The 26,281-nt window shown below is 59.8% G+C and carries 17 protein-coding genes; 12 read left to right on the plus strand and 5 right to left on the minus strand.

Annotation, left to right across the window (positions count from 1 at the left end; genetic code table 11):
- Nucleotides 1–150: 150 nt before the first annotated feature.
- The 8 genes from dnaA (at nt 151) to MJ205_RS19330 (ending at nt 8,541) form a co-directional block, all read left to right on the plus strand.
- Entirely contained in the window at nt 151–1,686 is a 1,536-nt protein-coding gene (gene dnaA, locus MJ205_RS19295; RefSeq protein ID WP_239809928.1) for a chromosomal replication initiator protein DnaA, read from the plus strand.
- Between the two features lie 129 nt (nt 1,687–1,815).
- Nucleotides 1,816–2,934, plus strand: a complete 1,119-nt coding sequence (gene dnaN, locus MJ205_RS19300; RefSeq protein WP_133856196.1) for a DNA polymerase III subunit beta — start codon at nt 1,816–1,818, stop codon at nt 2,932–2,934.
- A gap of 119 nt (nt 2,935–3,053) precedes the next feature.
- Nucleotides 3,054–5,630 carry a DNA topoisomerase (ATP-hydrolyzing) subunit B gene (gene gyrB, locus MJ205_RS19305; protein ID WP_239809929.1) on the plus strand — a complete coding sequence of 859 codons (2,577 nt, stop codon included), beginning with the start codon at nt 3,054–3,056 and terminating at the stop codon, nt 5,628–5,630.
- Nucleotides 5,631–5,960: 330 nt separating this feature from the next.
- Entirely contained in the window at nt 5,961–6,371 is a 411-nt protein-coding gene (locus MJ205_RS19310) for a hypothetical protein (RefSeq protein ID WP_239809930.1), read from the plus strand.
- A 48-nt stretch (nt 6,372–6,419) separates the two neighbouring features.
- On the plus strand, nt 6,420–6,623 hold the full coding sequence (locus tag MJ205_RS19315) for a hypothetical protein (protein WP_239809931.1): 204 nt from the start codon (nt 6,420–6,422) through the stop codon (nt 6,621–6,623).
- A 197-nt stretch (nt 6,624–6,820) separates the two neighbouring features.
- Nucleotides 6,821–7,666: a hypothetical protein gene (locus MJ205_RS19320; protein ID WP_239809932.1), complete on the plus strand. Its 846-nt coding sequence runs from the start codon at nt 6,821–6,823 to the stop codon at nt 7,664–7,666.
- 95 nt (nt 7,667–7,761) lie between these two features.
- Nucleotides 7,762–8,172: a DUF2251 domain-containing protein gene (locus MJ205_RS19325; RefSeq protein ID WP_239809933.1), complete on the plus strand. Its 411-nt coding sequence runs from the start codon at nt 7,762–7,764 to the stop codon at nt 8,170–8,172.
- Nucleotides 8,173–8,253: 81 nt separating this feature from the next.
- Nucleotides 8,254–8,541, plus strand: coding sequence for a GNAT family N-acetyltransferase (locus MJ205_RS19330; protein WP_239809934.1), 288 nt, complete (start codon nt 8,254–8,256; stop codon nt 8,539–8,541).
- A 212-nt stretch (nt 8,542–8,753) separates the two neighbouring features.
- Here MJ205_RS19330 and MJ205_RS19335 read toward each other — a convergent pair whose 3' ends face one another.
- Nucleotides 8,754–9,359: a hypothetical protein gene (locus MJ205_RS19335; protein ID WP_239809935.1), complete on the minus strand. Its 606-nt coding sequence runs from the start codon at nt 9,357–9,359 to the stop codon at nt 8,754–8,756.
- 759 nt (nt 9,360–10,118) lie between these two features.
- On the minus strand, nt 10,119–10,373 hold the full coding sequence (locus MJ205_RS19340) for a hypothetical protein (RefSeq protein WP_239809936.1): 255 nt from the start codon (nt 10,371–10,373) through the stop codon (nt 10,119–10,121).
- Between the two features lie 1,193 nt (nt 10,374–11,566).
- Here MJ205_RS19340 and MJ205_RS19345 point away from each other — a divergent pair.
- Entirely contained in the window at nt 11,567–12,058 is a 492-nt protein-coding gene (locus MJ205_RS19345) for a putative signal transducing protein (protein ID WP_239809937.1), read from the plus strand.
- A 74-nt stretch (nt 12,059–12,132) separates the two neighbouring features.
- Here the strand turns inward: MJ205_RS19345 and MJ205_RS19350 are convergent, their stop codons facing one another.
- A complete protein-coding gene (locus tag MJ205_RS19350) occupies nt 12,133–12,960 on the minus strand; it encodes a LysR family transcriptional regulator (protein WP_239809938.1) in 828 nt (275 codons plus the stop codon).
- 128 nt (nt 12,961–13,088) lie between these two features.
- Here MJ205_RS19350 and MJ205_RS19355 point away from each other — a divergent pair, with 128 nt between their 5' ends.
- Together MJ205_RS19355 and MJ205_RS19360 are read left to right on the plus strand one after the other, a co-directional pair.
- A complete protein-coding gene (locus MJ205_RS19355; RefSeq protein WP_239809939.1) occupies nt 13,089–13,820 on the plus strand; it encodes an SDR family oxidoreductase in 732 nt (243 codons plus the stop codon).
- 611 nt (nt 13,821–14,431) lie between these two features.
- The gene (locus MJ205_RS19360) at nt 14,432–15,688 is read left to right on the plus strand and encodes a hypothetical protein (protein WP_239809940.1); all 1,257 of its coding nucleotides are present in this window, start codon (nt 14,432–14,434) and stop codon (nt 15,686–15,688) included.
- A gap of 1,337 nt (nt 15,689–17,025) precedes the next feature.
- On the opposite strand, the gene MJ205_RS19365 is transcribed toward MJ205_RS19360, so the two are convergent.
- On the minus strand, nt 17,026–20,985 hold the full coding sequence (locus tag MJ205_RS19365) for a DUF5979 domain-containing protein (RefSeq protein ID WP_239809941.1): 3,960 nt from the start codon (nt 20,983–20,985) through the stop codon (nt 17,026–17,028).
- A 749-nt stretch (nt 20,986–21,734) separates the two neighbouring features.
- On the opposite strand from MJ205_RS19365, the gene MJ205_RS19370 reads away from it, so the two are divergent.
- Nucleotides 21,735–22,019 (plus strand): hypothetical protein, encoded by a 285-nt coding sequence (locus MJ205_RS19370; protein ID WP_239809942.1) that lies wholly within the window; start codon nt 21,735–21,737, stop codon nt 22,017–22,019.
- 624 nt (nt 22,020–22,643) lie between these two features.
- Here MJ205_RS19370 and MJ205_RS19375 read toward each other — a convergent pair.
- Nucleotides 22,644–26,225 carry a DUF5979 domain-containing protein gene (locus MJ205_RS19375; protein WP_239809943.1) on the minus strand — a complete coding sequence of 1,194 codons (3,582 nt, stop codon included), beginning with the start codon at nt 26,223–26,225 and terminating at the stop codon, nt 22,644–22,646.
- Between the last annotated feature and the right edge of the window lie 56 nt (nt 26,226–26,281).

The following is a 26,281-nucleotide window of genomic DNA, read 5'->3' on the forward strand; positions in this document are numbered from 1 at the left end:
AGCCCATCGAGGAAACCCGAGCATGGGGCATGTGCAGACCCGTCCGCCGTGTGGATAACTTTTGCACAAGCTACAATAGGCAGCCGATCAACCTTCCCCCTTATCCACAACAACAACAGCGTGGGGGACGAATATTTCCGTGGGATAACAATGGATGAAGCCAGCCTGGGCCAAGGTTTGTGGCGCGCAGTTGTAGAGCAACTCGCCCAAGAAATGCCCGAGCAACAGTTCAACACCTGGATCAAGCCGCTGACCGCTGTCGTGTCGGACGACTTGTCCAAGGTCACGCTCTATGTGGCCAACCGTTTCAAGCTCGACTGGATCCGCGCCCAATACACCGGCCGCCTGGCCGCCATGCTGGAAGAAACCTACGGACAACCGGTGGCCATCGAGTTGGCCATTGCGCAGCGCGATGCCGCCGTGCGCACCGTCGTGCGCCCGCCGGTGCGCAGCGGAGGCGCACTCGCGGCCTCCGCGCAAGGCAGCGGCACCTCGTCCGGCCTGGGCCTGGGCCCCTCGTACGGGCCGGCCAGCCGCAACCCTGCCCAGGCCGCCGCCAGTGCTGCCGAGCAGTACCGCAACAGCATCCAGATCAGCGACGGCAGCGCTGCCCCAGCAAGCCAGGGCAGCGCCGAGGGCGATACCGGCAACGCCAGCGGCAATTTCCGCAACCGGCTCAACCCGGTGCTCACCTTTGACACGCTGGTTGAAGGTACCGCCAACCGCATGGCGCGCTCGGCGGCCATGCATGTGGCAGCCTCGCCCGGCCATTTGTACAACCCCTTGTTTATCTACGGCGGCGTCGGTCTGGGTAAGACCCACCTGGTGCATGCGGTGGGCAACAAGCTGCTGGCCGACAACCCGGACGCCAAAGTTCTCTACATCCATGCCGAGCAGTTCGTCTCGGATGTGGTCAAGTCCTACCAGCGCCGCACCTTTGACGAGTTCAAGGAGCGCTACCACTCGCTCGATCTGCTGCTGATCGACGATGTGCAGTTCTTCGCCAACAAGGACCGCACGCAGGAAGAATTCTTCAACGCCTTCGAAGCGCTGCTGGCTAAGAAGAGCCACATCGTGATGACGTCCGACACCTATCCCAAGGGTCTGGCCAACATCCACGAACGCCTGGTCTCGCGCTTTGACTCCGGCCTGACGGTGGCCATCGAGCCGCCCGAGCTGGAGATGCGCGTCGCGATTCTGATCAACAAGTCGAGGGTCGAAGGCACCGAGATGCCCGAGGAAGTGGCCTTCTTCGTCGCCAAGAACGTGCGCTCCAATGTGCGCGAACTCGAAGGTGCGCTGCGCAAGATCCTCGCCTACTCGCGCTTCAACCAGAAGGAGATCTCCATCCAGCTGGCGCGCGAGGCGCTGCGCGATCTGCTGTCGATCCAGAACCGCCAGATCAGCGTGGAGAACATCCAGAAGACCGTCGCGGACTACTACAAGATCAAGGTCGCCGACATGTACAGCAAGAAGCGCCCGGCCAGCATTGCCCGCCCGCGCCAGATTGCGATGTACCTGGCCAAGGAGCTGACCCAGAAGAGCCTGCCCGAGATTGGCGAGCTGTTTGGCGGCCGCGACCACACCACCGTGCTGCACGCCGTGCGCAAGATCGGTGGCGAGCGCCAGCAACTGACCGAGCTGAACCAGCAATTGCACGTGCTGGAGCAGACCCTCAAGGGCTAGCCGATGGAATTTTTTGTTTTCGCCAATTGCCTGCGCGCCGCAGGCACAATGGCAAATGGGACAGGTGCAGAGGGGGCTCCGTGCACAGCTGCCGTCCACAACAACACCGCAATTTGACAAGAGGTTGAAATGATTGTTCTGAAGGCCACACAAGACAAAGTCATCGCAGTACTGCAGTCGGTCGCCGGTATTGTCGAGCGGCGCCACACTTTGCCGATTCTGGCCAATGTGCTGATCCGCAAGACCGGCAATGCGCTGCAGCTGACCACCAGCGATCTGGAAATCCAGATCCGCACGACGGCCGAGCTGGGCGGTGACATGGGTGACTTCACCACCACCGTGGGTGCCCGCAAGCTGATCGACATTCTGAAGACCATGCCCAGCGACCAGACCGTGAGCCTGGAGACGCAGCAGTCCAAGATGATCCTCAAGGGTGGCAAGAGCCGCTTCACCCTGCAGACCCTGCCTGCGGAAGACTTCCCGCTGGTGCAGGAGGCGCCCTCCTTCGGCCCCGTGTTCAGCGTGCCGCAAAAGGTGCTCAAGGACCTGATGAGCCAGGTCTCGTTCGCCATGGCCGTGCAGGACATCCGCTACTACCTCAACGGCATCCTGTTCGTGGCCGAAGGCAACACCCTGAGCCTGGTGGCCACCGATGGCCACCGCCTGGCCTTTGCCAGCGCCACCCTGGATGTGGAAGTGCCCAAGCAGGAAGTGATTCTGCCGCGCAAGACCGTGCTGGAACTCCAGCGCCTCCTGTCGGATGCCAGCGGCGACAACCAGCCCGTCATCGAGATGCAGTTCGCCAGCAACCAGGCGCGCTTCACCTTTGCCGGCATGGAATTCGTCACCAAGCTGGTCGAGGGCAAGTTCCCCGACTACAACCGCGTCATCCCGCGCAACCACCCCAACAGCATCACGTTGGGCCGCGCGCCGCTGCTCGCCAGCATGCAGCGCACGGCCATCATGACCAGCGACAAGTTCAAGGGCGTGCGCCTGACCATCGAGCCCGGCACCTTGCGCATCGCGGCCAACAACGCCGAGCAGGAAGAGGCGGTGGATGAGCTGGACATCGACTACGGCGGCCCGGCTGTCGAAGTCGGCTTCAACGTCACCTACCTGATCGATGTGCTCTCCAACATGGGCCAGGACATGGTGCGCATCGACTTTGCCGACAACAACAACTCGGCGCTGATCACCAACCCGGAAAACGATACCTTCAAGTACGTGGTCATGCCGATGCGCATGTAAGCGACGGACACGACCCGCGCGCCGGCTGGCAGATGCAGGCCGGCGCAGGACCGAGATTTATTTGATTCAAAGACATGGCAGGGCGCCGCGCCCTGCCAGTGCAGTACCAAGGCAGCTTCATGACCGCAGAAAACCAGCCGGAACAAACCCCCAGCACGCCAGGCCCCGATGCCAGCGGCTATGGCGAAGGCGCCATCCAGATCCTGGAAGGGCTGGAGGCTGTGCGCAAACGCCCGGGCATGTACATCGGCGATACCTCGGACGGCACCGGCCTGCACCACCTCGTGTTCGAAGTGGTGGACAACTCCATTGACGAGGCCCTGGCCGGCTATTGCGACGACATCCTGGTGACCATCCATGCCGACGGCTCGCTGTCGGTGGTGGACAACGGCCGCGGCATTCCCACCGGCGTGAAGATGGATGACAAGCATGAGCCCAAGCGCTCGGCCGCTGAAATCGCACTGACCGAGCTGCATGCGGGCGGCAAGTTCAACCAGAACAGCTACAAGGTCTCGGGCGGTCTGCACGGCGTGGGCGTTTCCTGCGTGAACGCGCTGTCCGTCAAGCTCAAGCTCATCGTGCGCCGCGAAGGCCAGGTGCACCAGATCGACTTCTCGCGCGGATTTGTGCAAAACCGTTTGATCGAAGTCGTCGGGGGCGTGGAGATCTCGCCCATGCGCATCGTCGGCGCGACCGAGAAGCGCGGCACCGAAGTGCACTTCCTGCCCGACCAGGAAATCTTCAAGGAAAACTACGAGTTCCGCTACGAAGTGCTGGCCAAGCGCCTGCGCGAGCTGTCCTTCCTGAACAACGGGGTGCGCATCCGCCTCAAGGACGAGCGCGACGGCAAGGAAGACGATTTCTCTGGCGCCGGCGGCGTGCAGGGCTTTGTCGAGTTCATCAACGGCACCAAGAAAGTGCTGCACCCCACCGTGTTCCACGCCGAAGGCAGCCGCCCGGCTGAAACCTATGGCGGCATCCCCGGCACCGAGATCGGTGTCGAAGTGGCCATGCAGTGGAACGACGGCTACAACGAGCAGGTGCTGTGCTTCACCAACAACATCCCCCAGCGCGATGGCGGCACCCATTTGACCGGCCTGCGCGCGGCGATGACCCGCGTCATCGGCAAGTACATTGCCGACAACGAGCTGGCCAAGAAGGCCAAGGTTGAAGTCACCGGCGACGACATGCGCGAAGGCCTGTGCGCGGTGCTCAGCGTCAAGGTGCCTGAGCCCAAGTTCAGCAGCCAGACCAAGGACAAGCTGGTCTCCAGCGAAGTGCGCGCCCCTGTCGAAGACATCGTCGGCAAGCTGCTGACCGAGTACCTCGAAGAAAAGCCCAACGACGCCAAGATCATCTGCAACAAGATCGTTGAAGCTGCCCGCGCCCGCGAAGCCGCCCGCAAGGCCCGTGAAATGACGCGCCGCAAAGGCGTGCTCGACGGCATGGGCCTGCCCGGCAAGCTGGCCGACTGCCAGGAAAAAGACCCGGCGCTGTCTGAAATCTACATCGTCGAGGGTGACTCCGCAGGGGGCTCGGCCAAGCAAGGGCGCGACCGCAAGTTCCAGGCCATCCTGCCGCTGCGCGGCAAGATCCTGAACGTGGAAAAGGCCCGCTACGAAAAGCTGCTCTCCAGCAGCGAAATCGTCACCCTGATCACCGCGCTGGGCACCGGCATCGGCAAGGTCAGCGAAGACTCGGGCAAGAGCAGCAGCGATGACTACAACCTCGCCAAGCTGCGCTACCACCGCATCATCATCATGACCGATGCGGACGTCGACGGCGCCCACATCCGCACGCTGCTGCTGACCTTCTTCTACCGCCAGATGCCGGACCTGGTCGAAGCCGGCCACATCTACATTGCGCAGCCGCCGCTGTACAAGGTCAAGAACGGCAAGGAAGAGCTGTACCTGAAGGACGGCCCAGCGCTGAACCAGTTCCTGCTGCGCGTGGCGCTGCAAGGCGCCAGTGTGAGCACCGGAGGCGCCAATCCGCGCAACATCGATGGGGAAGAGCTCAGCCGCCTGGCGGCCATGCACCTGGCGGCCGAAACCGTCATCGAACGCCTCTCGTCCTACCTGGACGCCGAAGCGCTGCGCGCCATCGCCGACGGCGTGCAGATCCGCCTCGACACGCTGGACGACGCCATGGTCTGCGCCCCTGTGCTGGAAGCCAAGCTGCGCGAGCTGACCACCACCGGCGTGCCCGCCGAGGTGACCGGTGAGCTCGATCCGCATACCGAAAAACCGATCCTGCGCATCAGCCGCCACCACCACGGCAACATCAAGAGCTCCATCCTGACCCAGGAGTTCGTCGAAGGCCAGGACTACGCAGCGCTGGCCGCCGAAGCCCAGAACTTCCACGGCCTGCTCGCCGAAGGCGCCAAGGTCACCCGCGGCGAAGGCGAAAAAGCCAAGATGGAGAAGGTCACCGACTTCCGCCAGGCCATGCAATGGCTCATCAGCGAAGCCGAACGCACCACCGCCCGCCAGCGCTACAAGGGCCTGGGTGAGATGAACCCCGAGCAGCTCTGGGAAACCACGATGGACCCCGAAGTCCGCAGCCTGCTGCAAGTCAAGGTCGGCGACGCCATCGAAGCCGACCGCGTCTTCACGATGCTGATGGGCGACGAGGTGGAACCACGCCGTGACTTTATCGAGACCAATGCGCTGCGGGCGGGGAATATTGATGTGTGATGGCCCGTGGGCCGTCAAAGACTGAGGCGCCGTTTTAGCACCCTGTCTTTTGACTGTTGCTCAGCACCAGCCCGATGCCTCCCTAAAAACAGCCGCGAAAGCGGCTGTTTTTACGTGTGCTAGTGCACTTCCGCTTCAGGCATGCAGTCGTACTCTGCCTGCAGTTAACACGCTCGTTTTCCACCAACGAGGCTGACTATGCCGCCATAAATCCTATTGCACTAGGATTTCAAGCAAGTACCGCGTGACTGCATCCCAAAATCCTAGTCTGCCAGGCATTGTTGAATCCACGGTGGGTGCTTTTTCAAAATGCCTAGCAAACTAGGAACTGTGAAGCACGAAATCAAGTCCTCGTCAGACCTCGCCCATGCCATCCGAGCCGTGCGCAAAGCCTCGGGCATTCGGCTGGATGACCTCTCGGGCATCGTCGGCGTCAGCAAACAAACGACGTCCAATCTGGAATATGGCAAAGACACCGTTTTCTTGGGAACGGTTCTGCGCCATCTGGAGGAGCTCGGTACCCGCTTGTATGCCTACATCTCTGACCCGAAGGCCATGCAGCAGCTGCTCAAGCTCTCCAGCGGCGACCCGGATGCGGTTGAGCGCATTACGGCAGCGCTGGACAAGCCTCCCACCCAGATTCAGCCTACAGGGTTCCACTTGGTCATGGAGGATTTGGCAAAGACGGCGGCGCCAGCAACCACCGAGCCGGCGCCACAGCCCAAGCCCCGCAATGGCTGAGCATCCCTTCAACCGCGCGCTCGTGGTGTACAGCAATGGCGGCCCAGCGTGGCCGAAGCCGGGATCGCGCTGGGCTTGGCTGCAGGCATGGCGGGCCGCATTCTGGACGAGACGCATAGCCATATCGACAAGGCCGCCGCAGAGTTGTTGCGCGACGATGCACCGCACATCCAGGGCAACCCACCACACCTGCATGTTGCCCTGGCCATGCGCCATATCGTGATGGCAGAGATGCTGGAGCGGCGGAGGTAGTCCGAGAATTGCCTTCCGCCGCAATGGGTGTATGCGCCCGCCCCCTGCGCATGCGCTTGGCGGTTCACAGAAGCTCTGGGGGGTAATAGGCGCCTGATGCATCCACCGCACCTGATTTTGCATGCCATGACTACAGGAGCCAGCCACAAAACCCGCACTGCTACACTGCTCCCGACCCCACTCCCCGCCCCAAAGCCTTGGCCCAAGCACCCCAAAACCGCGCCGCGCTGCGCAAGCGCAAGTCCAGCTGGGCGTCGCTGCGCATGCCCCAACGCATTACGGCGACCTTGCAGGAAAAGCACTGGCTGCGCCTGCATGGCCTGTGCATGGGGCTGCTGGTCATGCTGGTCATGTGGGCCGTCACGGCAGCGCTGCTCCATTCCGGCGTCTACTCGATGGCGCTGCGCTATGCCATCAGCTTGGGGGTCGGGTATGGGGTCTATTTGCTGGCGCTGCGGCTGTGGGCAGCCTACCTGGTGCGCAATGCCTATGCGCGCAAGCGCGGTGACTCCTGGGCCGATGGCGTGGACCCTACACCGGGCCTGCAGTTTGGCGAGGGCAGACCAGATTGGGAGGCCGGAGGGGGTGGTGATTTTGGGGGCGGGGGCGCATCGGGTGATTGGGTCGATATAGAAGTATCGTCGGCAGCATCCAACGCTTCAGAGGCCTCCAGCTCCTGGACTGACGCCGTGGATGTGGTGGATGTCGGCGGTGATGAAGCCGCCATCATCATCGTGCCAATCCTGGCGGTATTTGCCGGTTTGCTGCTCGCCTTCTTTGGCTTTGGCGCGCTGCTGTGGCTGTACTTTGGCGTGGATGTGCTGCTGTCCGTGGCGGTGGAACTGGCTTTTTCGATGATGACCGCCCGCGCACTGGTGCAGGTGGAGCGCGCAGGCTGGCTGGCCTCTGCCGTGCGACTGACCTGGAAGCCGCTGCTCGGCGCCCTGGTCTGCGCCGTGGCTCTAGGCGCGTTGGCCGACTGGTGGGTGCCCGATGCCACCACCTTGCGTGAAGTGATCGCCCATATCCGGGGCACGCGATAACTACCTGGGCCTACCCAGCGCTGCCACAAAGCCGGTTTATGCTGGGCCCTTGCTGGCCGCCACGGCTTCCCTCTCATTCATGACAAGGACTGTTCATGCCCATCGTCGTTACTGCCCAGGACACCATCCAGATCGGCGCCGCCGAGCCCATCCAAGGCAACGCCCCTGAAGGCAGCTATGCCGCAGTATTCGAAGACGATGGCGACACTGCCTACTTCTACGCGCTGGATTTTGCGAATGCCGAGCAACCCATCCAGAACGCGCTGCACATCTACAACGTGGCCGATGTCTCAGACAAGCACCTGCCGTCCGAGGTAACGATGGGCTGGTCCACCGATGGCAGCAAGGTCGTCCTGCTGATCAATGGCTACCCGCATGCGGTGTTTGATTTTGCGGCCAAGCATGGCTATTGCCGCACCGCCTTCCCGCCGCCCGATGCAGATTCCGGCTGGAGCGGCCATGAATGGTCCGACGATGCCGTCGAGCTGTTTGCGACGGAGAGCTGATACGACAAGGAACACAGCCCTGCCGATCGCAAGGCTGCAGCCTTCCCTTATTCTTGGGGTTTTGTTCAGCCAAAGGCCCGCATGCCATACACCGTCCAACACGAAGAAGCCGATTACAAAGGCGCATTCTTTATCAACCGCGATGCGTCACGCGTGGCCGAGATGACCTACAGCCGCACCAATGCCACGATGATCATCATCGACCACACGGAAGTGGACGATTCACTGCGCGGTGAAGGCGCGGGCCGCCAGCTGCTCAATGCGCTGGTCGCCTGGGCCCGTGAGACGCACACCAAGGTGCTGCCACTGTGCCCCTTCGCTAAGGCCCAGTTCGCCAAGGATGCGTCGCTGCGGGATGTGCTGTCCTGATACGGCTAGGGCAGAGCGCATCACGACTCTCTGCCCCACATACGCATGCTCAGAGGGTGACCCAAACTGCACGGACAGCAGCCCCAATAGCTATCCGCTGAGCTGTCCTCAGCCCTTACCTTAAAAGGGCATCTAAAAATTGCCATATCTATATGGCTAGGCATCGAACTCTTGGCAAAAGACCGCCTGCATGACTGGATATAAAAGCAGCGCTATATTGCTTTCTGGAATTCCAGCTCATAGCTGGGCATTCCAACACCGCCCCCTGCTGCAGATTGCTCAAAGCGCAATGTCTGCGCATCATCCCGCTTGGCAAAGCCCTCTAGGATCAGCGCCATCATATAAAAAATATGACGCGGCGCTGCCATATATGCCATGCGCTTACGAGTCGGCATGATCGTTCCATGACCTCCGTTCTTGGCCATAGCGATAGGCCAGCCTTCTTCGAAAATACCTAAAACAGGCAAGTACAAAAAGGGGTCTTCTGAGCGCGGGCCAAATACAAGATCAGATGAGAATCCTGCAAAAGGCGAGATAGCATAAAACGCCTTCATCTGAATACCGGAAAAATTTTGGCCCACAGTATCACTGCACCAAGATTGAATACACACATACCGTACATCGCTACCAGAATCTGCTGGGAATCTCACAAAGCGGTATTCCTGTTGCGCGGCTGATATCTTTCTAAAAAATCCTGCCATGCCCCTAAAGTCGGAATGGTGCACCACGATCCCAGGCAAAGCAATGTGCCCAACACACCTTTGGTTTAAATTTATTTTTATCAATGGATAGTTACTTACCATGGCGGGGCGATTCATTAAAAATTAAGAGCATGTCGTTATTTCTCTGAAGCCCGCAGCGTCACATTGAAAAATACTGCATCAGATGCATCACGCCAGGGATACAAAGCAACACCCAGACAACGAAAAACAACCACTTTTTGATTCGCACTTTCATAGCAACAACCCTCACAAAGAAAACCATTACAGCCGAAAGTAGAACAAGGCCAGCGACATCAAAACCAATGCAGCAACGATCTTGCCTCTATTTTCATTTGCAGCTTTCGCAATGGATGTCAGATTAGCCACACAAGCTACAGAAGCCAAAAATGAGAATAGTACTGCGCCATAGTATTTATACTCAAGCCCCTGCACTACGAGCAAAATCAATATTGGGTTTATAAGCAGGAATTTTTCATCAGTACCCTTTAGCCTTGAACCTGATTCATGCCAAATCTTAATTTTTCACCTGATACCCGAACCACCATCTGAACAACAAAACAAGCACAAAGGAAACAAACAGATATATGGTCAAGACGACATTTTTGACAAAAATATCAGAAAGCAAAGGATCCGCTATCCAAGTCTTAACAGGAAATACAGATATAGGAAGCAAGTAAAGACAAGTATCGAGCTTTGATTTTTTCAAATGCGCACCACAGCTGCAGCATTTCTCCATAGCGCTAAAAATCGCTTTCCAGAATAGGAACTCTCCGCAATTTTCGCATCGACCCCTCATAACAACTCCTGCATACGTTCTACTACGCTTCTACCTTGATAGCACTCACCCAAAAATATCTACAGGAGGAAACCTGCAGCAATCCCCATAGAAAAGAAAGGGAAGATGGCACCATCCAGAAGAATATACTTTAGTTTATCTTCTTCAATTTTTCTTAGGAATTGCACCTCAATGACACCCAACAACAACCCAATGCCGAAGGACTTTAATATATTCAGGGAGGGTAGGGAAAAAATAAACTTAACTAAAAAGCATAAAATCACGCCAACCAGCAATATAAACAGAGGGAAAAATATCGTTGCAATTCTTTTCATCACTACCATCCAGCAGAAAGATATAAAAATCTAGAAATCCCAATTTCTCACATCAAAAATACTCAAGCCAACAGATTTATTTCTTGAAGCGCATAGCAATCCACGCAGTCATAAGTGCAACAAATAAAATCATAAGACCAACAGTGGCATGATTCCCATCCAGAACTCTTGCCAATCGACTCAACAAAAAGCAGTTAAGCAGAAAAATTGCGATCGCTGAAAAGCTCTGCAGTTTCAAAAAAAGCAAAGACACAAACGACAGCGACGATATCAAGTACCAACAATAGAAAAACTGATTGAGAACAAAGACGGCTTCAGTATTTTTTGAAAAAGTTAATCCAATTAGAATTAAATTAACCAAACCAATTAATACAATCACTATTGCACGCATGGGTTACTACTCTCTCGATTTGTGCTTAACATGAAATGTAGCAATGAAACCATTACATCCAGCACACACCACTGCCACAGAGATAAGTGCACCAAGAGACTATTCTATTTGTATTTGGCGTTTCCATGTATGCCATTCAAGAAAACACTGACTGCAAAGAATACCGCCACCTGAATCACACCCCAATATATACCACCATAATACAAGCAGAATACAGTAAAAACCAAAATCATCAATAACTTAACCACCCGCGTGCCGACGATGTTTTTAGTAAAAACAAGTATTAAAACTCCTACAATAGGATATATTTTAATCCAGTTTAACTCTATAAATATATCTAGAGAATTTATCACACCATTTGTCCCGGAAACATTTTTCTATAGCTACAGCCAATATTGCTGCTTTCGAGCTATCGCTCTAGATGCAAGCGATAGCAGATTCAGCATGTTTGCATGCCAACCCTTTGCAGGCCGCATAGGCGCCAGAATATCTTTAGATATTTATTTACCGACTGGATAAAACCCTCACTACGGATACAGTCAAGAGAAGGATATTTGCAATGAATGAAAGTATATCTTGGGCTTCGACTGCCTCATAAGATCGGGACGATCCGTAAGACCAGGCGCCCCATCCACTGCAGCAACATCGCAAAATCTTCAGGACAGCGTGGCTTGTCCACCGTCATCACAAACCGTAGCCGGGCGTTCTGCCGCGCATGCCTTAGCTTTGTAAACCAAGCCACTGTGGCATTTATGCATTAGCAATAGCTGTTGCTCCGCATATGTCAGCAACATTGCAGCCCATGCCCTTGAAGCAAGAGGCTGAAACGTGGACTCTTTACGCAGAATATGCGGCAGCTCAGGGGAAAAACATGGAACACGAGACTCGCTTCATTACCTTGGAGATTCACGACACGGCCTGGCAGGTACACGTATGCCGTGGGCTGTTGGAGTCTGAAGGCATACCAGCGCATTTGTGCAGCGAGCACCATATTGAGATTCAATGGCCCATGTCGCTGGCCTTGGGAGGTGTTCGGGTGGTAGTGCCTGCAGCGCTGATGCAGCAGGCACAGGCCCTACTGGCTGAGCGTGATGAGGGGCTGCTACTACAGGCTTTGGAACTGGACTTTCCCACCCCTGCCTTGCTATGCAAACAGTGTGGTGGGCAGGCGTTTTTGCGCAAAACCCCACTCAGCTCTATATTGGCTGCCTTTCTGATGCTCTGGCTGTGGAGTGCGCCCTATCCACCGGCCAAACAGCACCAGTGCAAACAATGTGGCGCCATGGCGTCATAAAGCCCTGAAGAAGATCAGCGCTCCCACGCCCCAGCAGCGCGTCTATTGCCCACCGGGCAGCAACTCGTTGAGGGCTAGGCCTTCAAACCCTCGCCCACCACCCCATCCCGCAAACGCGCCAGCGCCCCATTACCTAAAGCCTGCACGTTGTAGCAAAGCCCAATGCGGCGTTTGAGCTCCACCTCCAGCGGTTGGGTCTGCACGCCCGGCATTGCTTGCGCCAGGGATTCGGGCACGATGGCCTTGCCCACACTGGCCGCCACCAAGTCCAGCGCCAGCGAGAAGTTGCTGGCCAGCGCAGCGGGCGAGTCGGCGCGGCTGCCGTAGATCGGCATCAGGCGCTGGTGGCTGGCGTGGGTGGGGCAGACGATCCAGTCGGTGGCGGGGTCCTGCGGGGCAGCCGTTGCGTTGTCTGGCAGCAGGGCCTGGGCGGGCAGGGCCAGCACATAGCGCTCGCTCAGCAGGGGCAGGAACAGTTCGTCCTCGCAGCGCAGCTCTTCGCTGGCCAGGCGCGCATCGCCCTCGCATTGCGCCAGCAAATGCAGTTGCACGCCGGGCACACAGGCGCGGGCAGTGGCGGCCAAATACTGCACGGTGCTGCGGGCTACATCCTCTTCCACGCCAATGGTCAGGCGCTCGCGCTCGTCACGTTTGCGAAAGCGCTGGGCCAGGTCATCGGCCTCGGCCACCATGCGGCGCAGCTGGGGGTAGAGCGCGCGGGCGTCGTCCGTCACATCCACACCGCGCGCCTTGCGCACAAACAAGGCAGTGCCCAGCGCCTCTTCCAGCAGGCGGATGCTGCCCGACAGCGCCGGCTGGCTCAAGTGCAGGCGCTGCGCGGCAGCGGTGATATTGCGCTCTTCAAAGACGGCCACAAAGGCGCGGAACTGGCGGTAATCCATGGCAAGCCATAAGCAAAACGTATGAGTGAAAGAAGAATAAACCATTTTTCAAATGCCATACGCTCGCTCTACACTAGATTCTCTACTCATTCATCAGAAATATCTATTTCTAAGAAGGCTCCCGGATTATGCAAAACCGCAAACCCCTGATCGTCATCACCGGTGCCAGCTCGGGCATTGGGCTGGCCACCGCCCAGCTGTTTTCATCGCTGGGCCACCCGCTGCTGCTGCTGGCCCGCCGGCTGGAAAACATGCAGGCCCTGAACCTCCCCGACACCCTGGCCCTCTCCGTCGACGTGACCGACCGCGCCGCACTGGCCGCCGCCGTGCAGCAAGGCGAAGCCCGCTTTGGCCCGGCCGATGCCATCGTCAACAATGCCGGCGTCATGCTGCTGGGCGAGATCACGCGCCAGGACCCGGACCAGTGGGACCGCATGCTGGATGTGAATGTCAAAGGCGTCTTGAACGGCGTGCATGCCGTCGCCGCCGGCATGGTGCAGCGCCAGCGCGGCAGCATCATCAATGTGAGCTCGGTGGCCGGCCGCAAGACCTTTCCCAACCATGTCGCCTATGTCGGTACCAAGTTCGCCGTGCATGGCCTGACGGAGAACCTGCGCGAAGAGCTCGCCGCCCACAATGTGCGCGTGACCACCATCGCCCCCGGCGCGGTCGAGACCGAGCTGCTCGGCCACACCACCGATGACAGCATCAAGGCCGGCTACGAGGAATGGAAGACCTCCATGGGCAGCAAGGTGCTGTCGGCTCAGGATGTGGCCAACGCCATCCACTACGCTTATGCGCAGCCCGATGGCGTCTGCATCCGCGAGATTGTGCTGGCTGCTACCCGCCAGCAAGCCTGAGGGCCCTCTCTCCCACCCCACCCTGACCTCCATCGCCGCAAGCCTTCGCGGCGAGGGCCCTGTGCCCAGCAATGGCTGGCTCCGCCGCAAAAGGCACCCCAAACGCGCAGCGCCGTCCGAGCCAGCCCTGTTTGGGTTGGAAGTAAATACCGCCGAATAAGTAAGCAAATATTACATACTCAATGACTAGGGCTGTGTTTTTTGCAGGACCGGATCCTTCAATCGCCTTACAGGCATATGGCCTGCAATACCGGCCTCGCAGCAGAGCAATCTGAATACCGAGAGTTTTGCTTATTGATCTGTTCACTAATCAATACAAACTCCCCGCCATCCATCGTCGAGGCTCAAATACGCGTAAACCCTAGGTATGCCAACCGTCTAAAACGCCGTTTTGATATAAGTCAGCGCATTGACGGAGTTCATGATTTTGACAATCTTTGACAAATGTGAATGAGCGCACGCTTCCGCAAAATCAGCGTGCCATCGGGCCTAAGTGCATGTTTTCAATCCACTCTTACTAACAAAACCAAACATTCATAGTAATTTTGATATCCAATATAACTATGATAGAAATGCTCATCATAAATTTAAATACTTAAAAAGGTGAGCGTATGACATGGGGAAAATGGTTGGCGGGCGTGCTGGTCAGTGTGCCGGCCATGGTGTTGGCGCAGGCCAATATCGAGAACGGAACATTGCGGATTGGGGTGCGGGCCGATGGCTCGTTGATGCCGGAGGATATCTCTCCCTTGACCGGCATTACCTACCTGGCCAATGGCGCTGATGGTCTAACACCCGGCTGCTACTGCGAGGCCTGGGGCATTGCCGATGCAGTCACCAGCACCTCCGGTTTCACCGGGGCCAGTGTCGGTATCAATGGCATTACCTCGGAATCCTTCACCTCGACCGCCACCACGGCCACGGCGGTCGCCAACGCCTTTGGCACCTTCCGCGTCACCCATGCCTTTGCACCGTCGACGACCAACAACATCTACGAAGTCAAGGTAACGATCGAGAACATCTCGTCCGCACCGGTCGAGGCGCTCTATGGCCGCGCGATGGACTGGGATGTGTTCCCCACCCAGTTCAACGAATACACCACCATCCAGCGCGGCAGCAGCACGGCGCTGGTGTTCTCCAGCGACAACGGCTTCCACACCGCCGATCCGCTGGAAGACGACCCCGGCATTCTGTTTGTGAACCAGGACGTCGACGACAGCGGCCCGACCGACCATGGCGCGCACTTCCGCTTCAACTTCGGCACCATTGCGCCCGGTGCCAAGGTCGAGTTCACCATCGGCTACGGTGTCGCCGGCAACCAGGCCGATGCGCTGGCCGCGCTGGCCACCTTTGGCGCCGAGGCCTATTCGCTGGGCAAGCCCAGTGAAAACCCCCCGGGCACCCCCAATACCGATGGCACGCCCAACACCTTCATCTTTGCGTTCAAGGGCATTGGCGGTGTGCAGCTGATCGGTGTCGATGCCACCGACGACGCAGCCCCTGCGCTGACCCGCCCCGCGACGGGCACCGTCACGGCGGTCAACGTGCTGACCAATGACACGGTGGACGGCGTAGCGGCCACCCCGGGCAGCGTCACGCTGACGGCAGTGGGCACCTGGCCTGCCGGTATCACCGTGTCGCCGGATGGCAATGTGCTAGTCGGCCCTACAGCGGCGGCTGGCGCGTACACCTTGGGCTACCAGATCTGCAGCACAGTGCAGGCGACGCAGTGCGATACCGCGAATGTGACGTTGCAGGTGGATGCGCCGGTGGTGGTTGTGCCCAAGGCGGTGCCTGTGGGCCATCCGCTGGTGTTGGCGGGTTTGGGTTTGCTGCTGCTGGGCGTGGCGCGCCGCAAGCTGGTTTGATCAGCTAACGGGGTACTGTGCCCTCATGCCTCGTTGCTTTGGCGCGGGGCTCTTCATGTTCATGTTCATGTTCATGTTCATGTTCATGTTCATGTTCATGTTCATGCTTTTGCATGTGCCTGCGGCGCGGCTTGGTTTTGCTGGCCGGATTTCGCCCGGCGGGCGAGGTACTTTTCTTGGCGACCAAGAAAAGTACCCAAAAGAAGGTCGCCCTGCTGACTGCGTCCCTTCGCTTCGCTGCGGGCAACCTGTGGTGCTCGGGTATGGGCTGCACCGCGAAACTCACTACGCGCCAGAGGCGCTCCGTTCAAACAGACGCGGTGAGTCAGTTCACGAAGCAGTTGCACTCTTCGGTGCAACTGCCCAGCCCATACCCTGTGCTCCTCGGCGCATTCAGAAGGGGAGATTCGCAGACGCAGGCCATCGCTGCGCTCGGCCTGTTTGGGGGGCCGAGCGCAGCGATGGCCTATTGGTATTGGCTGTTGGGGTGTTCGCATTCCCCTTTTGCATGCGCCTGGGGCGTGGTGTTTGTGGGGTGGCGCTGGCACCGCAGAGTGCCAGCGCTTCGTCAACTAGCTTGCCGCGTCTGTCCGAACGGAGCGCCTACGGCGCGTAGAGAGTTTCGCGGCACACCCCGCAAACGCCACGGCACAGGTTGCCCTTCGCAACGCGAAGGGTCGCAGGCAGCAGGGGCGCCTTTTCTTTGGTTACTTTCATTTGGCGCCAAATGAAAGTAACTGCGCCGCCGGGCGCACATCCCGGCCAGCCGCCCTACGCCAGTAGTAAACAGCGCCTATAAATATGCGCAGCGGAAAGCAAACCAGAAGCCACACTTAACTGCAAAGAACCAAGTCCTCCACCACCCAAAGAAGCTATCCCGAATCCCCCTTTTGCATGCGCCTGGGGCGTGGCGTTTACGGGGTGGCGCTGGCACCGCAGAGTGCCAGTGCATCGTCCACTAGCTTGCCGCGTCTGTCCGAACGGAGCGCCTACGGCGCGTAGAGAGTTTCGCGGCACACCCCGCAAACGCCACGGCACAGGTTGCCCTTCGCAACGCGAAGGGCCGCAAGCAGCAGGGGCGCCTTTGCTTTGGTTACTTTCATTTGGCGCCAAATGAAAGTGACTGCGCCGCCGGGCGCACATCCCGGCCAGCCGCCCTACGTTGTAGTAAACAAAACCAATAAACAAGCACAACGGCCAGCCAACCAGACTCAGCAACGCCGCAGGCATATGCAAAGGCACAGCCTTAAAAACAAAAAACCGGAGCCAAAGCCCCGGTCCTCACTCACATCGACCAGACAGCAGCTTGGAGTAGCCCGCGCTCCTGCCCAGCGGATTTAACGCTTGCGCATATGCAAACTAGCAGCAGCTGCCATCGCCATCGCCAACAACAGCAAAGCAACCCGGCTATCCACAGGCACCCGCTCAGCGCTACCCACTTCCATGCGCGCAAGGCTATTCGTCACCGCCACAGGCATATCGGCATCCGCCTCCACCGTCACCATGGCCTGGTCAAAGGCAGGATCTGCCCAGCGGTACCCCGATGGCGCATCGGGCAGACCTGCCGACAGCGCACATTGCGCACCGGCCTGCACGCCACTGATCATGGCCGACGAGCTGCTGGGGTAGTCCAGCGTCACGCTGTGCTTGGTGCCAGCTTCTGGCAGGTCACAGGTGGCAGTCAGCACAAAGCTGAACGGGCCAGTGATGCCCTCGGGCAAGTTCGTGGTGGCGTTCAGCACAATGTTGCCCAGCTGCCCAAAGGGCGCGAGCACATTGGTCACCGTCACCGCCACATTGCTGCCGCCGGCGATCACCACAGCATCCGGTGCCGTAGGGGCCGCCCACTGGTAGGTGTCCGGTGCTGCAGGCAGGGGCTGGTCTTCCGTCACCAGGCAGTTGGCGCCAGCGGGCAGGTTGTCCATCGTCACCGCCGTGTTGGCCGGGTAGCCTGCCAGCGTAGCGGCGTAGGTGAAACCGGCCGTTGGCAGATCGCAGGTTGCGGTGAACGCAAAGTCAAAAGGACCGGTCACGCCATCGGGCAAGGCCAGTGCCTTGTTGATGGTCAGGCTACCCATTTGGGATTCGCTGAACACATAGTCCACTGCGGTTGCACCGGTGGGCACAACGATGCCGGTGATCGAGCGGCCTACCGCATCACCCGACGCAACACCATTGACGGTACCGGCTGTCGAGCTGCGATGGGTCCAGCTCGCCTCAGGCGCGATGCTCAAGGTCCAGGAGCCGCTGGCCAGACCCGGGAAGTTCGGCTGTCCGTCCACCGTCGCGCCCGGCGCAAAGCGGTAGACACCATCCGCATCGGTCACCGCCGTGTGCGAGGCACCAGCGGTACAGGCAGGGCCTGCTTCACAGGTCACCGTCGCAGTCACACCCGCCACACCAGGTTCACCCGCATCGCGGCTGGCATTCATGTTCAGGTCGTTGAACACTTGGCCCGTCAGGCTCGCTGCGGCCTGTCCGCTCAGCTCCACCCTTCCGCTGGCCGTCAGCACCAGACCGCCCGGGCTCAGCTCGCGGCCGAACACGTCGTTGAACAGCTGGGTTGCCGGCGTCAGTGCCGTGGTGCTGCGCATCTCCAGATTCGCAATACCGCTGAAGCCCGGTTGCAAACCCAGGGTGGTGGTCAAGCGCAGCGCAGTCACGCCGACAGGGAAAGCCGCACCTGGCGTATACGCAGTCCAGTCCACACCGGTCGATGCATCTTCATTGCCTGGCGTTTGCACGGCAGCTTGCACCGCAGCGGCGCCTGTCAGCGTGTACTCGATGTCGATCGCGCCTTGGCTGGCACTGGCCATTGCTGCCTCGGCGCTCAGCATCTGCAACGGGCCCAGCGCCGCGGTGCCACGGCTGTCGCCGTCAAAGGGCAGCACATCGACCATGCGCAACCTGCCCTTGGTCAAGCTGGTGGCATTGCCAAACGCGATCGCATAGGTAAAGGGCTCACCCGCGGTGATGCGCGTGACAGGATTGGCCGGGTCGGTGTTATCCACCGTGCCACCGCTGACCAGCGACTTGCTCATCTGGAAGCCGCCCACCCCCGACACCGTGGTGCTGACGCGCTCGGTGCGGTCTTGCTGCATAGTCTCTGGCGAAATGTTGTCCACATCGGTGTAATCGGCCACGCTCAGATCGTTGGTAGCGGCCACACGTCCCACCAGCGGGTATGAGCCCACTGGGGAGATATAGGCCGCCTGCGCTTGGAAAGTGATGGGCGGATACTCCGTGACATGGCCTTGGTGCAGGCCTGGGCCCTGGGCACCGCCTGGGGCTGCCAGATCACCCAGGCGCAGCACCAGCTTGGCAGGTGCCTCACCCGCATCACCCGTGCCTGGCAGGCCATCTTGGCCCAAGTTCGCTTCGGTCAGCGTATGGGTAGCGCCCGGTGGCAATGCCGCAGCAATAGAACTGGCAATAGGCTGTATATAGGTGTTGGGGAAATCAATGGTGATCTCGACGTTACGAGACACGCCATCCACCCCTGCACCAACAGCGCCAATCGTGCGCGGTGTCACGCTGACTGGAAATATCTCGCCCGGAGCCACGCTGTTGGGCATGCTGATGCTGTGGCGGGCAAGCGCCGAGGCGGCCTGCACAAACCCGCCCCCGTCTCCACCGGAAGTCGATCCATCGCCAGCATACCGAGAGTAGACGCGCCCGGTGGCCTCGCTGTAGTACTGGGTAAACCAGGCCAACGGTGCATCATCGGGCAGGGCCAAAGAGGCAGCACCGGTGCTGCGCTGGAAAGGCATCACCAAACCAACCGTTTCGCCCGGCTGCAGCTCTGGGCGGTAGGCGTAGCGTACGCTAGTGATCGTATTGGCCGGCAGCGATGCATAGTTGCTGGTCCACAGCGGGTTTCCATCACCTGCCTCGCCACAGTTAGCGGCCTTGCGCGCATCGTTATTGGCATAAGGCTGAGCCGAATACTCCAGCACCAGGTCCGCTGGGGCTACATTCGGCAAATCCACCATGGGGGGGAAGATAAAGTACGGCGAGTTGGACAGTTTGAGGCTGGATGCTGCGCGTAACTCGAGCAAGGCGGGGTCCCAGGCAACACAAGATTGCGCCTCGGTGGCTGCCAGCTCAGAACTGCTCTGGTTCACCAGACCGACCGTGGCCATAAAGTTCTGGCCAGGCAGCACTTTTTCGGCACCGATGGTGTATCCGTGGGCATCGCCGTATATGTAGCCGCTGCCGTCATGCACCGCGCCCCCATTGGCCTCCAGCAACAGCGGCTGGGAGCGGTCGATGACGGTGTTAAAGCAGCTTTGCGTGACATTCAGGTTCACATCCGGTGCACAGCTGAACCCAGGCTGGTGCCCGGGTGCGGGCGCTGCATTGGCCTGACCCGACAAACCCTGCGGCGCGAAATTCGTCAGCTGCGCCGTGATCCGGCTGGTCTGGCCAGCTGGAAAATTCGGGTCCTCGGGCACCCCGATCTGCACCACAAACTGTGCAGTTTCCATCCAGGTGTCGCCAAAGCCAGGCGAGGTCGCCGGGTCCAGGAAATGGGTCGTCGGATTGTTGAACAGCACCGTGATATCAGCACCTGGCGCCGACTGGCTGCAAGTGACTCCGCTCGGGCAGTCCAGCACCACTGCACCGGGCTGCACCTGGATGGTGGCAGACACCGGGCTTTGCAAGGCCTCGAATCCCTTGTAATTGCCTGAAGCAGGCTTTACAGCACCCAGGCTGATAGCCACCGGCATGCTCCGCATCCACACGCCCGAACCCGCAGGGTTTTGCACCCGTGTCATGTTGGGCACTTCCACCCGCACGCGGGTGTCGGTCTTGGGCGTGGCAGACACCGTCACCGGTGCCGAAGTGACAGACGACGTGCCCGCTGCAGCGGTCATCGCCACCGTAGCGCCATGTGCCACATTGCCCACCCAGCTCAGCACCTGGAACGACTCCACCCCAGGCGTGCTGGGCTGGCGATCGCAGGTCAACACGGTTCTGGCATCGTTCAAGCTACCGCCGGCCGGGCCATTACAAACGCTGGCCGCTGTGGCAGTGGGATCCCAGCGCATGCCGGCGGGCAAGGTCGCGGTGATGGTGCCGCTGCTGGTGTTCGACGCGTTGTAGTTGATGGTGTACAGAACGGTGTCTTGCGTACGCACCACGCCGTTGTTGGTGCCGCTGTCATGGCCCGGTGCATTGTCTGCATCAAACGGGCCACTGCCATCTGCCGCAACGACCGCACTGGTGATGGTGATGGCCGCATGGGCCGGTGCCGCCAACGCCGCCATTGCACACAGGCTGGCCAGTGCCAACATGACCGGCTTGCGCTTTGCCCTGCCAACGGGGCTGCTGCGCGCGCCGAGTGGGCGAGCTTGCCCCAAGTAAGGGGCGCCACTGGCATTCCGAGAAAATAAGATATTTCTAATCACTTCAACTCCATTGATTGATAACATCAATACTTAGGAAGTCTAATGGTGACCATGTCCAAACCAGCTTTTTTTCTGTTTTTCCTGCATCTGCATCAACAAAAAGCTGATGTTTCAGAAATCTGACGACGCTGTGGTTTATCCCATACGAATGTTGCTGCCTCACGTCCAATTCGAGGTCGATCCGGACGCTCTGCAGACAACACCCCTGCTGACAAACCCGCGTGTTTATTGGCTTTGCCCAGCGATGATGGGTATACGCCACACACAAGATTGGGTGACCGCATTTCGCGGAAATAAACAACATGGCGCGCTGCTACTTCATGCAACATGCAGCGCGCTTAAACGTATGCGCTATGGCTTATTTGTATCCAAACCTCTTGGGCTTGACGAAGATACAACTTAGACGGTGCTCCATCAGCGCGTTTGATGGGGGATGTCGATAGATTTAAAGAACCCTGTTATTCAGGGGCTATCAAGCTGTTAACTTTTCAATACTGTCTGAGTGGGATGGTCGGAAAATGAAGCTGACCTGCGGTGCGGATTTTTAAGGCAGCTGCCTGCTTTTGCTTAGGCTTGCGGCGGTGCCTAGTTATGCTGGCCTGGTTTCGCTCCGGTGGATGGGGATACGCATTGCCATGTATGGCAGCTACAGCTGGCTGTTCATGTTCATGTTCATGTTCATGTTCATGTTCATGTTCATGTTCATGTTCATGTTCATGTTCATGTTCATGTTTATGTTTATGCTTTTGCATGTGCCTGCGGCGCGGCTTGGTTTTGTTGGCCGGATTTCGCCCGGCGGGCGAGATACTTTTCTTGGCGACCCCGGATCGCCGGCCGAAGAAAAGTATCCAAAAGAAGGTCGCCCTGCTGCTTGCGACCCTTCGCGTTGCGAAGGGTCGCAAGCAGCAGGGGCGCCTTAGCTTTGGTTACTTTCATTTGGCGCCAAATGAAAGTGACTGCGCCGCCGGGCGCACATCCCGGCCAGCTGCCCTACGCAGTAGTAAACAAAACCAATAAACAAGCACAACGGCCAGCCAACCAGACTCTCAAAGCCCTAGCCCCAAAACACCCAAAGAAGCTATCCCGAATCCCCCCTTTTGCATGCGCCTGGGGCGTGGCGTTTGCGGGGTGGCGCTGGCACCGCAGAGTGCCAGCGCTTCGTCAACTAGCTTGCCGCGTCTGTCCGAACGGAGCGCCTACGGCGCGTAGAGAGTTTCGCGGCACACCCCGCAAACGCCACGGCACAGGTTGCCCTTCGCAACGCGAAGGGTCGCAAGCAGCAGGGGCGCCTTTGCTTTGGTTACTTTCATTTGGCGCCAAATGAAAGTGACTGCGCCGCCGGGCGCACATCCCGGCCAGCTGCCCTACGCAGTAGTAAACAAAACCAAACAATAAGCACAACGGCCATCCAACAAAACTCAGCAACGCCGCAGGCATATGCAAAGGCACAGCCTTAAAAACAAAAAACCGGGGCCAAAGCCCCGGTCCTCACTCACATCAACCAGACAGCAACGCGGAGTGGCCCGCGCTGCTGCCCAGCGGATTTAACGCTTGCGCATATGCACGCCAGCAGCTGCCATCATCAGCATCGCCAGCAACATCAATGCCACACGGCTGTCCACAGGCACAGGCACGGGATTAGCCGCTTGCACCTTGGTCAGCTCGTTCGTCAGCGCCACCGGCATATCCGAATCCGCCTCCACCGTCACCGTGGTCTGGTCGAACGCAGGGTCCGCCCAGCGGTAGCCGGCAGGTGCGTCAGGCAGCGTCTCGGTGATCGTGCACTGGGCACCGGCTTGCACACCGGTGATCATGGCCGACGCCGCAGGCGGCGCGGTCAGGGTCACGCTGTGGGTCGTGCCAGCGGTGGGCAGGTCGCAGGTGGCAGTCAGCACAAAGCTGAACGGACCGGCCACCCCGTCAGGCAAGGTCGTGGTGGCATTCACCTGGATGTTGCCTTGCTTGCCGGTCAGCGCATTGGTCACGCTCACCGCCACGGCACCGGTGGCAGGCACCACCACAGGGGCGGGCACCGAAGGGGCAGCCCAGCTGTAGTTGGCCGGGGCGGCCGGCAGCGGCTGGTCTTCGACCACCGAGCAGTTGGCGCCGGCGGGCACGTTGGCAATGGTCACCTTGGTGTTGGCCGGGTAGTTGGCCAAGGTCGCGGTGTAGGTGGTACCGGCAGCGGGCAGGTCACAGGTGGCGGTAAAGCCAAAGTTGAAGGGGCCCGTCACACCGCTGGGCAGCGCCAGGGTCTTGGTCACTTCAATGCCGGCTTGTCCGCGCACCAGGGTGCTGGCCATCGTCGTCGCCACATCGCTGTTGGCCACCACGGTCACCGTCGCATTGGCAGGCGCAGGGCCCCAGGTGAAGTTGGTGGGGGCCGTGGGCGCTGGGCCTTCGGCCACCACGCACTGCGCACCGGCAGGCACGTTGGCGATCGTGGTCGAGGTCGCGCCCGGGTAGCTCAAGCTGGCAGGGAACACGGTGCCAGCGGTCGGCAGATCGCAGGTGGCCGTGTAGCTGAAGTTGAACGGACCGGTCACGCCTTGGGGCAGGGTCAACGTCTTGTTGATGGTGATCGTGCCGAACTGCTGAACCAGCGTATTCGTCACACCGACCGACGCCACACCGCTGGCAGGCACCGTCACCGGCGCAGGCACGCTAGGGGCGCCCCACTGGTAGCCATTCGGCGCCGCAGGCAGCGGAGCGTTTTCCGCCACCGCGCAGCTGGCACCCGATGGGATACCGGGGATCGTCACCCGCGTGTTGGCCGGGTAGTTGGCCAACGTCGCGCTGAAGACCGAGCCGGGCGTAGGCAGGTTGCAGGTAGCGGTAAAGCCAAAGCTGAAGGGGCCGGTCACACCGTCTGGCAGGGCCAGCGTCTTGGTCACTTCAATACCGGCAAGCACACGCACCAGGGTGCTGGCCATCGTCACCGGGGCCGTTGCGTTCAAAGGCACCGTCACTGGCACATTGGCAGCCGCTGGGCCCCAGGTGTAGTTCGCAGGGGCTGCAGGCAGGGGGCCTTCAGCCACCACGCACTGTGCACCGGCAGGCACACCGGCAATCGTGGTCGACGTTGCGGTCGGGTAGGTCAGGCTCGCAGGGAACACCGAGCCGGCCGTGGGCAGGTCGCAAGTAGCGGTATAGGTGAACGTGAACGGACCAGGAGCATCACCAGGCAAGGCCAGATCCTTGGTGATCGTGATGCCGCCCAGCAGCGGGTTCAGCGCGTTGGTCACCGTCACGGCCGCATTGCTGCTGGCAGGAATCACCACCGCAGCCGGGGTCGTCGGCGCTGCCCATTCGTACAAGGCCGGGGCCGCAGGCAGCGTGTCTTCGGTCACCGTGCAGGTGGCGCCAGCAGGCAGGCCTTCAATCGCGACCGAGGTGGCGCCGGGGTAGCCCACCAGGGTGGCAGGGTAGGTGAAGCCCGCCGTTGGCAGGTCGCAGGTGGCGGTAAAGCCAAAGTCAAACGGACCGGTGCCAGGTGGCACGACCAGCGCCTTGTTGATCGTCAGCGCACCCACTTCATGCTCGGCAAAGCGGTAGTCCACAGCGGTAGCGCCGGTGGCCACCACAATGCCGCTGATGCTGCGACCCACGGGCGTGCCCGATGCGGCGCCGTTGACCGTGCCGGCCGTCGAGCCCACATTGCGCAACGTCGCAGCCGGGGTAATGCTCAGGGTCCACGATCCGCTGGCCAGGCCGGGGAAGTTGGCTTGGCCATCAACCGTAGCGCCAGGCGCAAAGCTGTAGACGCCCGAGGCGTTGGTCACCGCGGTATGGGTCTCACCGGCCACGCAAGCGGGGCCTGCATCGCAGGTCAGGGTAGCAGTCACACCGGCAATACCGGCTTCACCGGCATCCGGCGTGTTGTTCATGTTCGCATCGAGGAACACGCTACCCGTCAGGCTGGCCGCTGCCTGGCCGCTCAGCTGCACCGAGCCGCTGGCCGTCAGCACCAGGCCGCCGGGGGTCTGCTCGCGGCCAAACACATCGTTGAACAGCTGGGTCGTCGGCGACAGTGGCGACACCGTGCGCATCTGCAGATTCGCAATACCGCTATAGCCGGGGTTCAGCACCGAGCTGGTGGTAAAGCGCAAGGCCGTTACACCCGCGGGGAACGCTGCGCCCGCCGTGTAGGGCTGCCAGTTCACTCCGGTGGCAGCGTCTTCGTTACCCACCGTGCGCACTGCTGCTTGCACGTTGGCTGCCGAGTCCGTTGTGTACTCCACAGCAATCGTGCCTTGGCTCACGTCCGCCATGGCCGCGTCCACGCTCAGCATTTGCAGCGCGCCCAGGCCGGTAGTCCCACGCAGGTCACCGTCAAACGGCAGTACATCGACCATGCGCAGCTGGCCCTTGGTCAGGCTCGTCGCATTGCCAAAGGAGATCGCATAGGTAAAGGGCTGGCCGGCAGTAATGCGGGTCACCGGGTTGGCCGGGTCGGTGTTATCGACCGTACCGCCTGCGACCAGCGATTTGCTCATCTGGAAGCCGGCTACGCCGGAGACTGTGGTGCTGGCCACTTCGCGGCGGTCTTGCGTCAACGCCACTGGTGTGATATTCCCTACGCCAGTCCAATCCGCAAAGCTCAGGTCATTGGTCGCCGAGATCAAGCTGCTCAACGGATAGGCGCCGACCGGCGAGATAAAGGCTGCCTGGGCTTGGAAGGTAATGGGCGGATAGGTGGTTACATGGCCTTGGTGCGGGGCGGGGCCTACGGCACCGCCAGGGGCAGGCAAGTCACCCAGGCGCACCACCAGCTTGGCAGGTGCACCATCATCCGCTGTACCAGGCAGGCCATCCAAACCCAAATCAGCCGGGGTCAGTGTATGGGTTGCACCAGGTGGCAGACCTGCAGCAATCGAGCTGGCAACCGGCTGGATATAGGTGTTCGGGAAGTCAATCACATACTCCACATTGCGCGAAACAGCATTGATTCCTGCCGCAGCAGCACCAATCGTGCGTGGGACCACCGAGACAGGGAAGATAGCGCCCGGCGCGACACTGGGAGGCATTTCAATGCTATGGCGCACCAGCGCCGATGCGGCTTGCACATAGCCGCCGCCCGTGTTACCGCCCCCAGCGCTGCCGTTGCCAGGATAGGTGGCGTACACGCGTCCACTTGCTGCAGTAAAGTATTGACGGAACCAGGGCAGCGGTGCGTCATCAG

Origin of the sequence: Comamonas sp. B21-038 (assembly GCF_022387135.1) — a bacterium.
GTDB classification, from domain to species: domain Bacteria; phylum Pseudomonadota; class Gammaproteobacteria; order Burkholderiales; family Burkholderiaceae_C; genus Comamonas; species Comamonas sediminis.

Coding starts and splice junctions, on each gene's coding strand:
- dnaA (WP_239809928.1), top strand. CDS start 151: ATGGATGAAGCCAGCCTGGGCCAAGGTTTGTGGCGCGCAGTTGTAGAG.
- dnaN (WP_133856196.1), top strand. CDS start 1,816: ATGATTGTTCTGAAGGCCACACAAGACAAAGTCATCGCAGTACTGCAG.
- gyrB (WP_239809929.1), top strand. CDS start 3,054: ATGACCGCAGAAAACCAGCCGGAACAAACCCCCAGCACGCCAGGCCCC.
- MJ205_RS19325 (WP_239809933.1), top strand. CDS start 7,762: ATGCCCATCGTCGTTACTGCCCAGGACACCATCCAGATCGGCGCCGCC.
- MJ205_RS19330 (WP_239809934.1), top strand. CDS start 8,254: ATGCCATACACCGTCCAACACGAAGAAGCCGATTACAAAGGCGCATTC.
- MJ205_RS19335 (WP_239809935.1), bottom strand. CDS start 9,359: ATGAATCGCCCCGCCATGGTAAGTAACTATCCATTGATAAAAATAAAT.
- MJ205_RS19340 (WP_239809936.1), bottom strand. CDS start 10,373: ATGAAAAGAATTGCAACGATATTTTTCCCTCTGTTTATATTGCTGGTT.
- MJ205_RS19345 (WP_239809937.1), top strand. CDS start 11,567: ATGCCCTTGAAGCAAGAGGCTGAAACGTGGACTCTTTACGCAGAATAT.
- MJ205_RS19350 (WP_239809938.1), bottom strand. CDS start 12,960: ATGGATTACCGCCAGTTCCGCGCCTTTGTGGCCGTCTTTGAAGAGCGC.
- MJ205_RS19355 (WP_239809939.1), top strand. CDS start 13,089: ATGCAAAACCGCAAACCCCTGATCGTCATCACCGGTGCCAGCTCGGGC.
- MJ205_RS19360 (WP_239809940.1), top strand. CDS start 14,432: ATGACATGGGGAAAATGGTTGGCGGGCGTGCTGGTCAGTGTGCCGGCC.
- MJ205_RS19365 (WP_239809941.1), bottom strand. CDS start 20,985: ATGTTGGCACTGGCCAGCCTGTGTGCAATGGCGGCGTTGGCGGCACCG.
- MJ205_RS19370 (WP_239809942.1), top strand. CDS start 21,735: ATGTATGGCAGCTACAGCTGGCTGTTCATGTTCATGTTCATGTTCATG.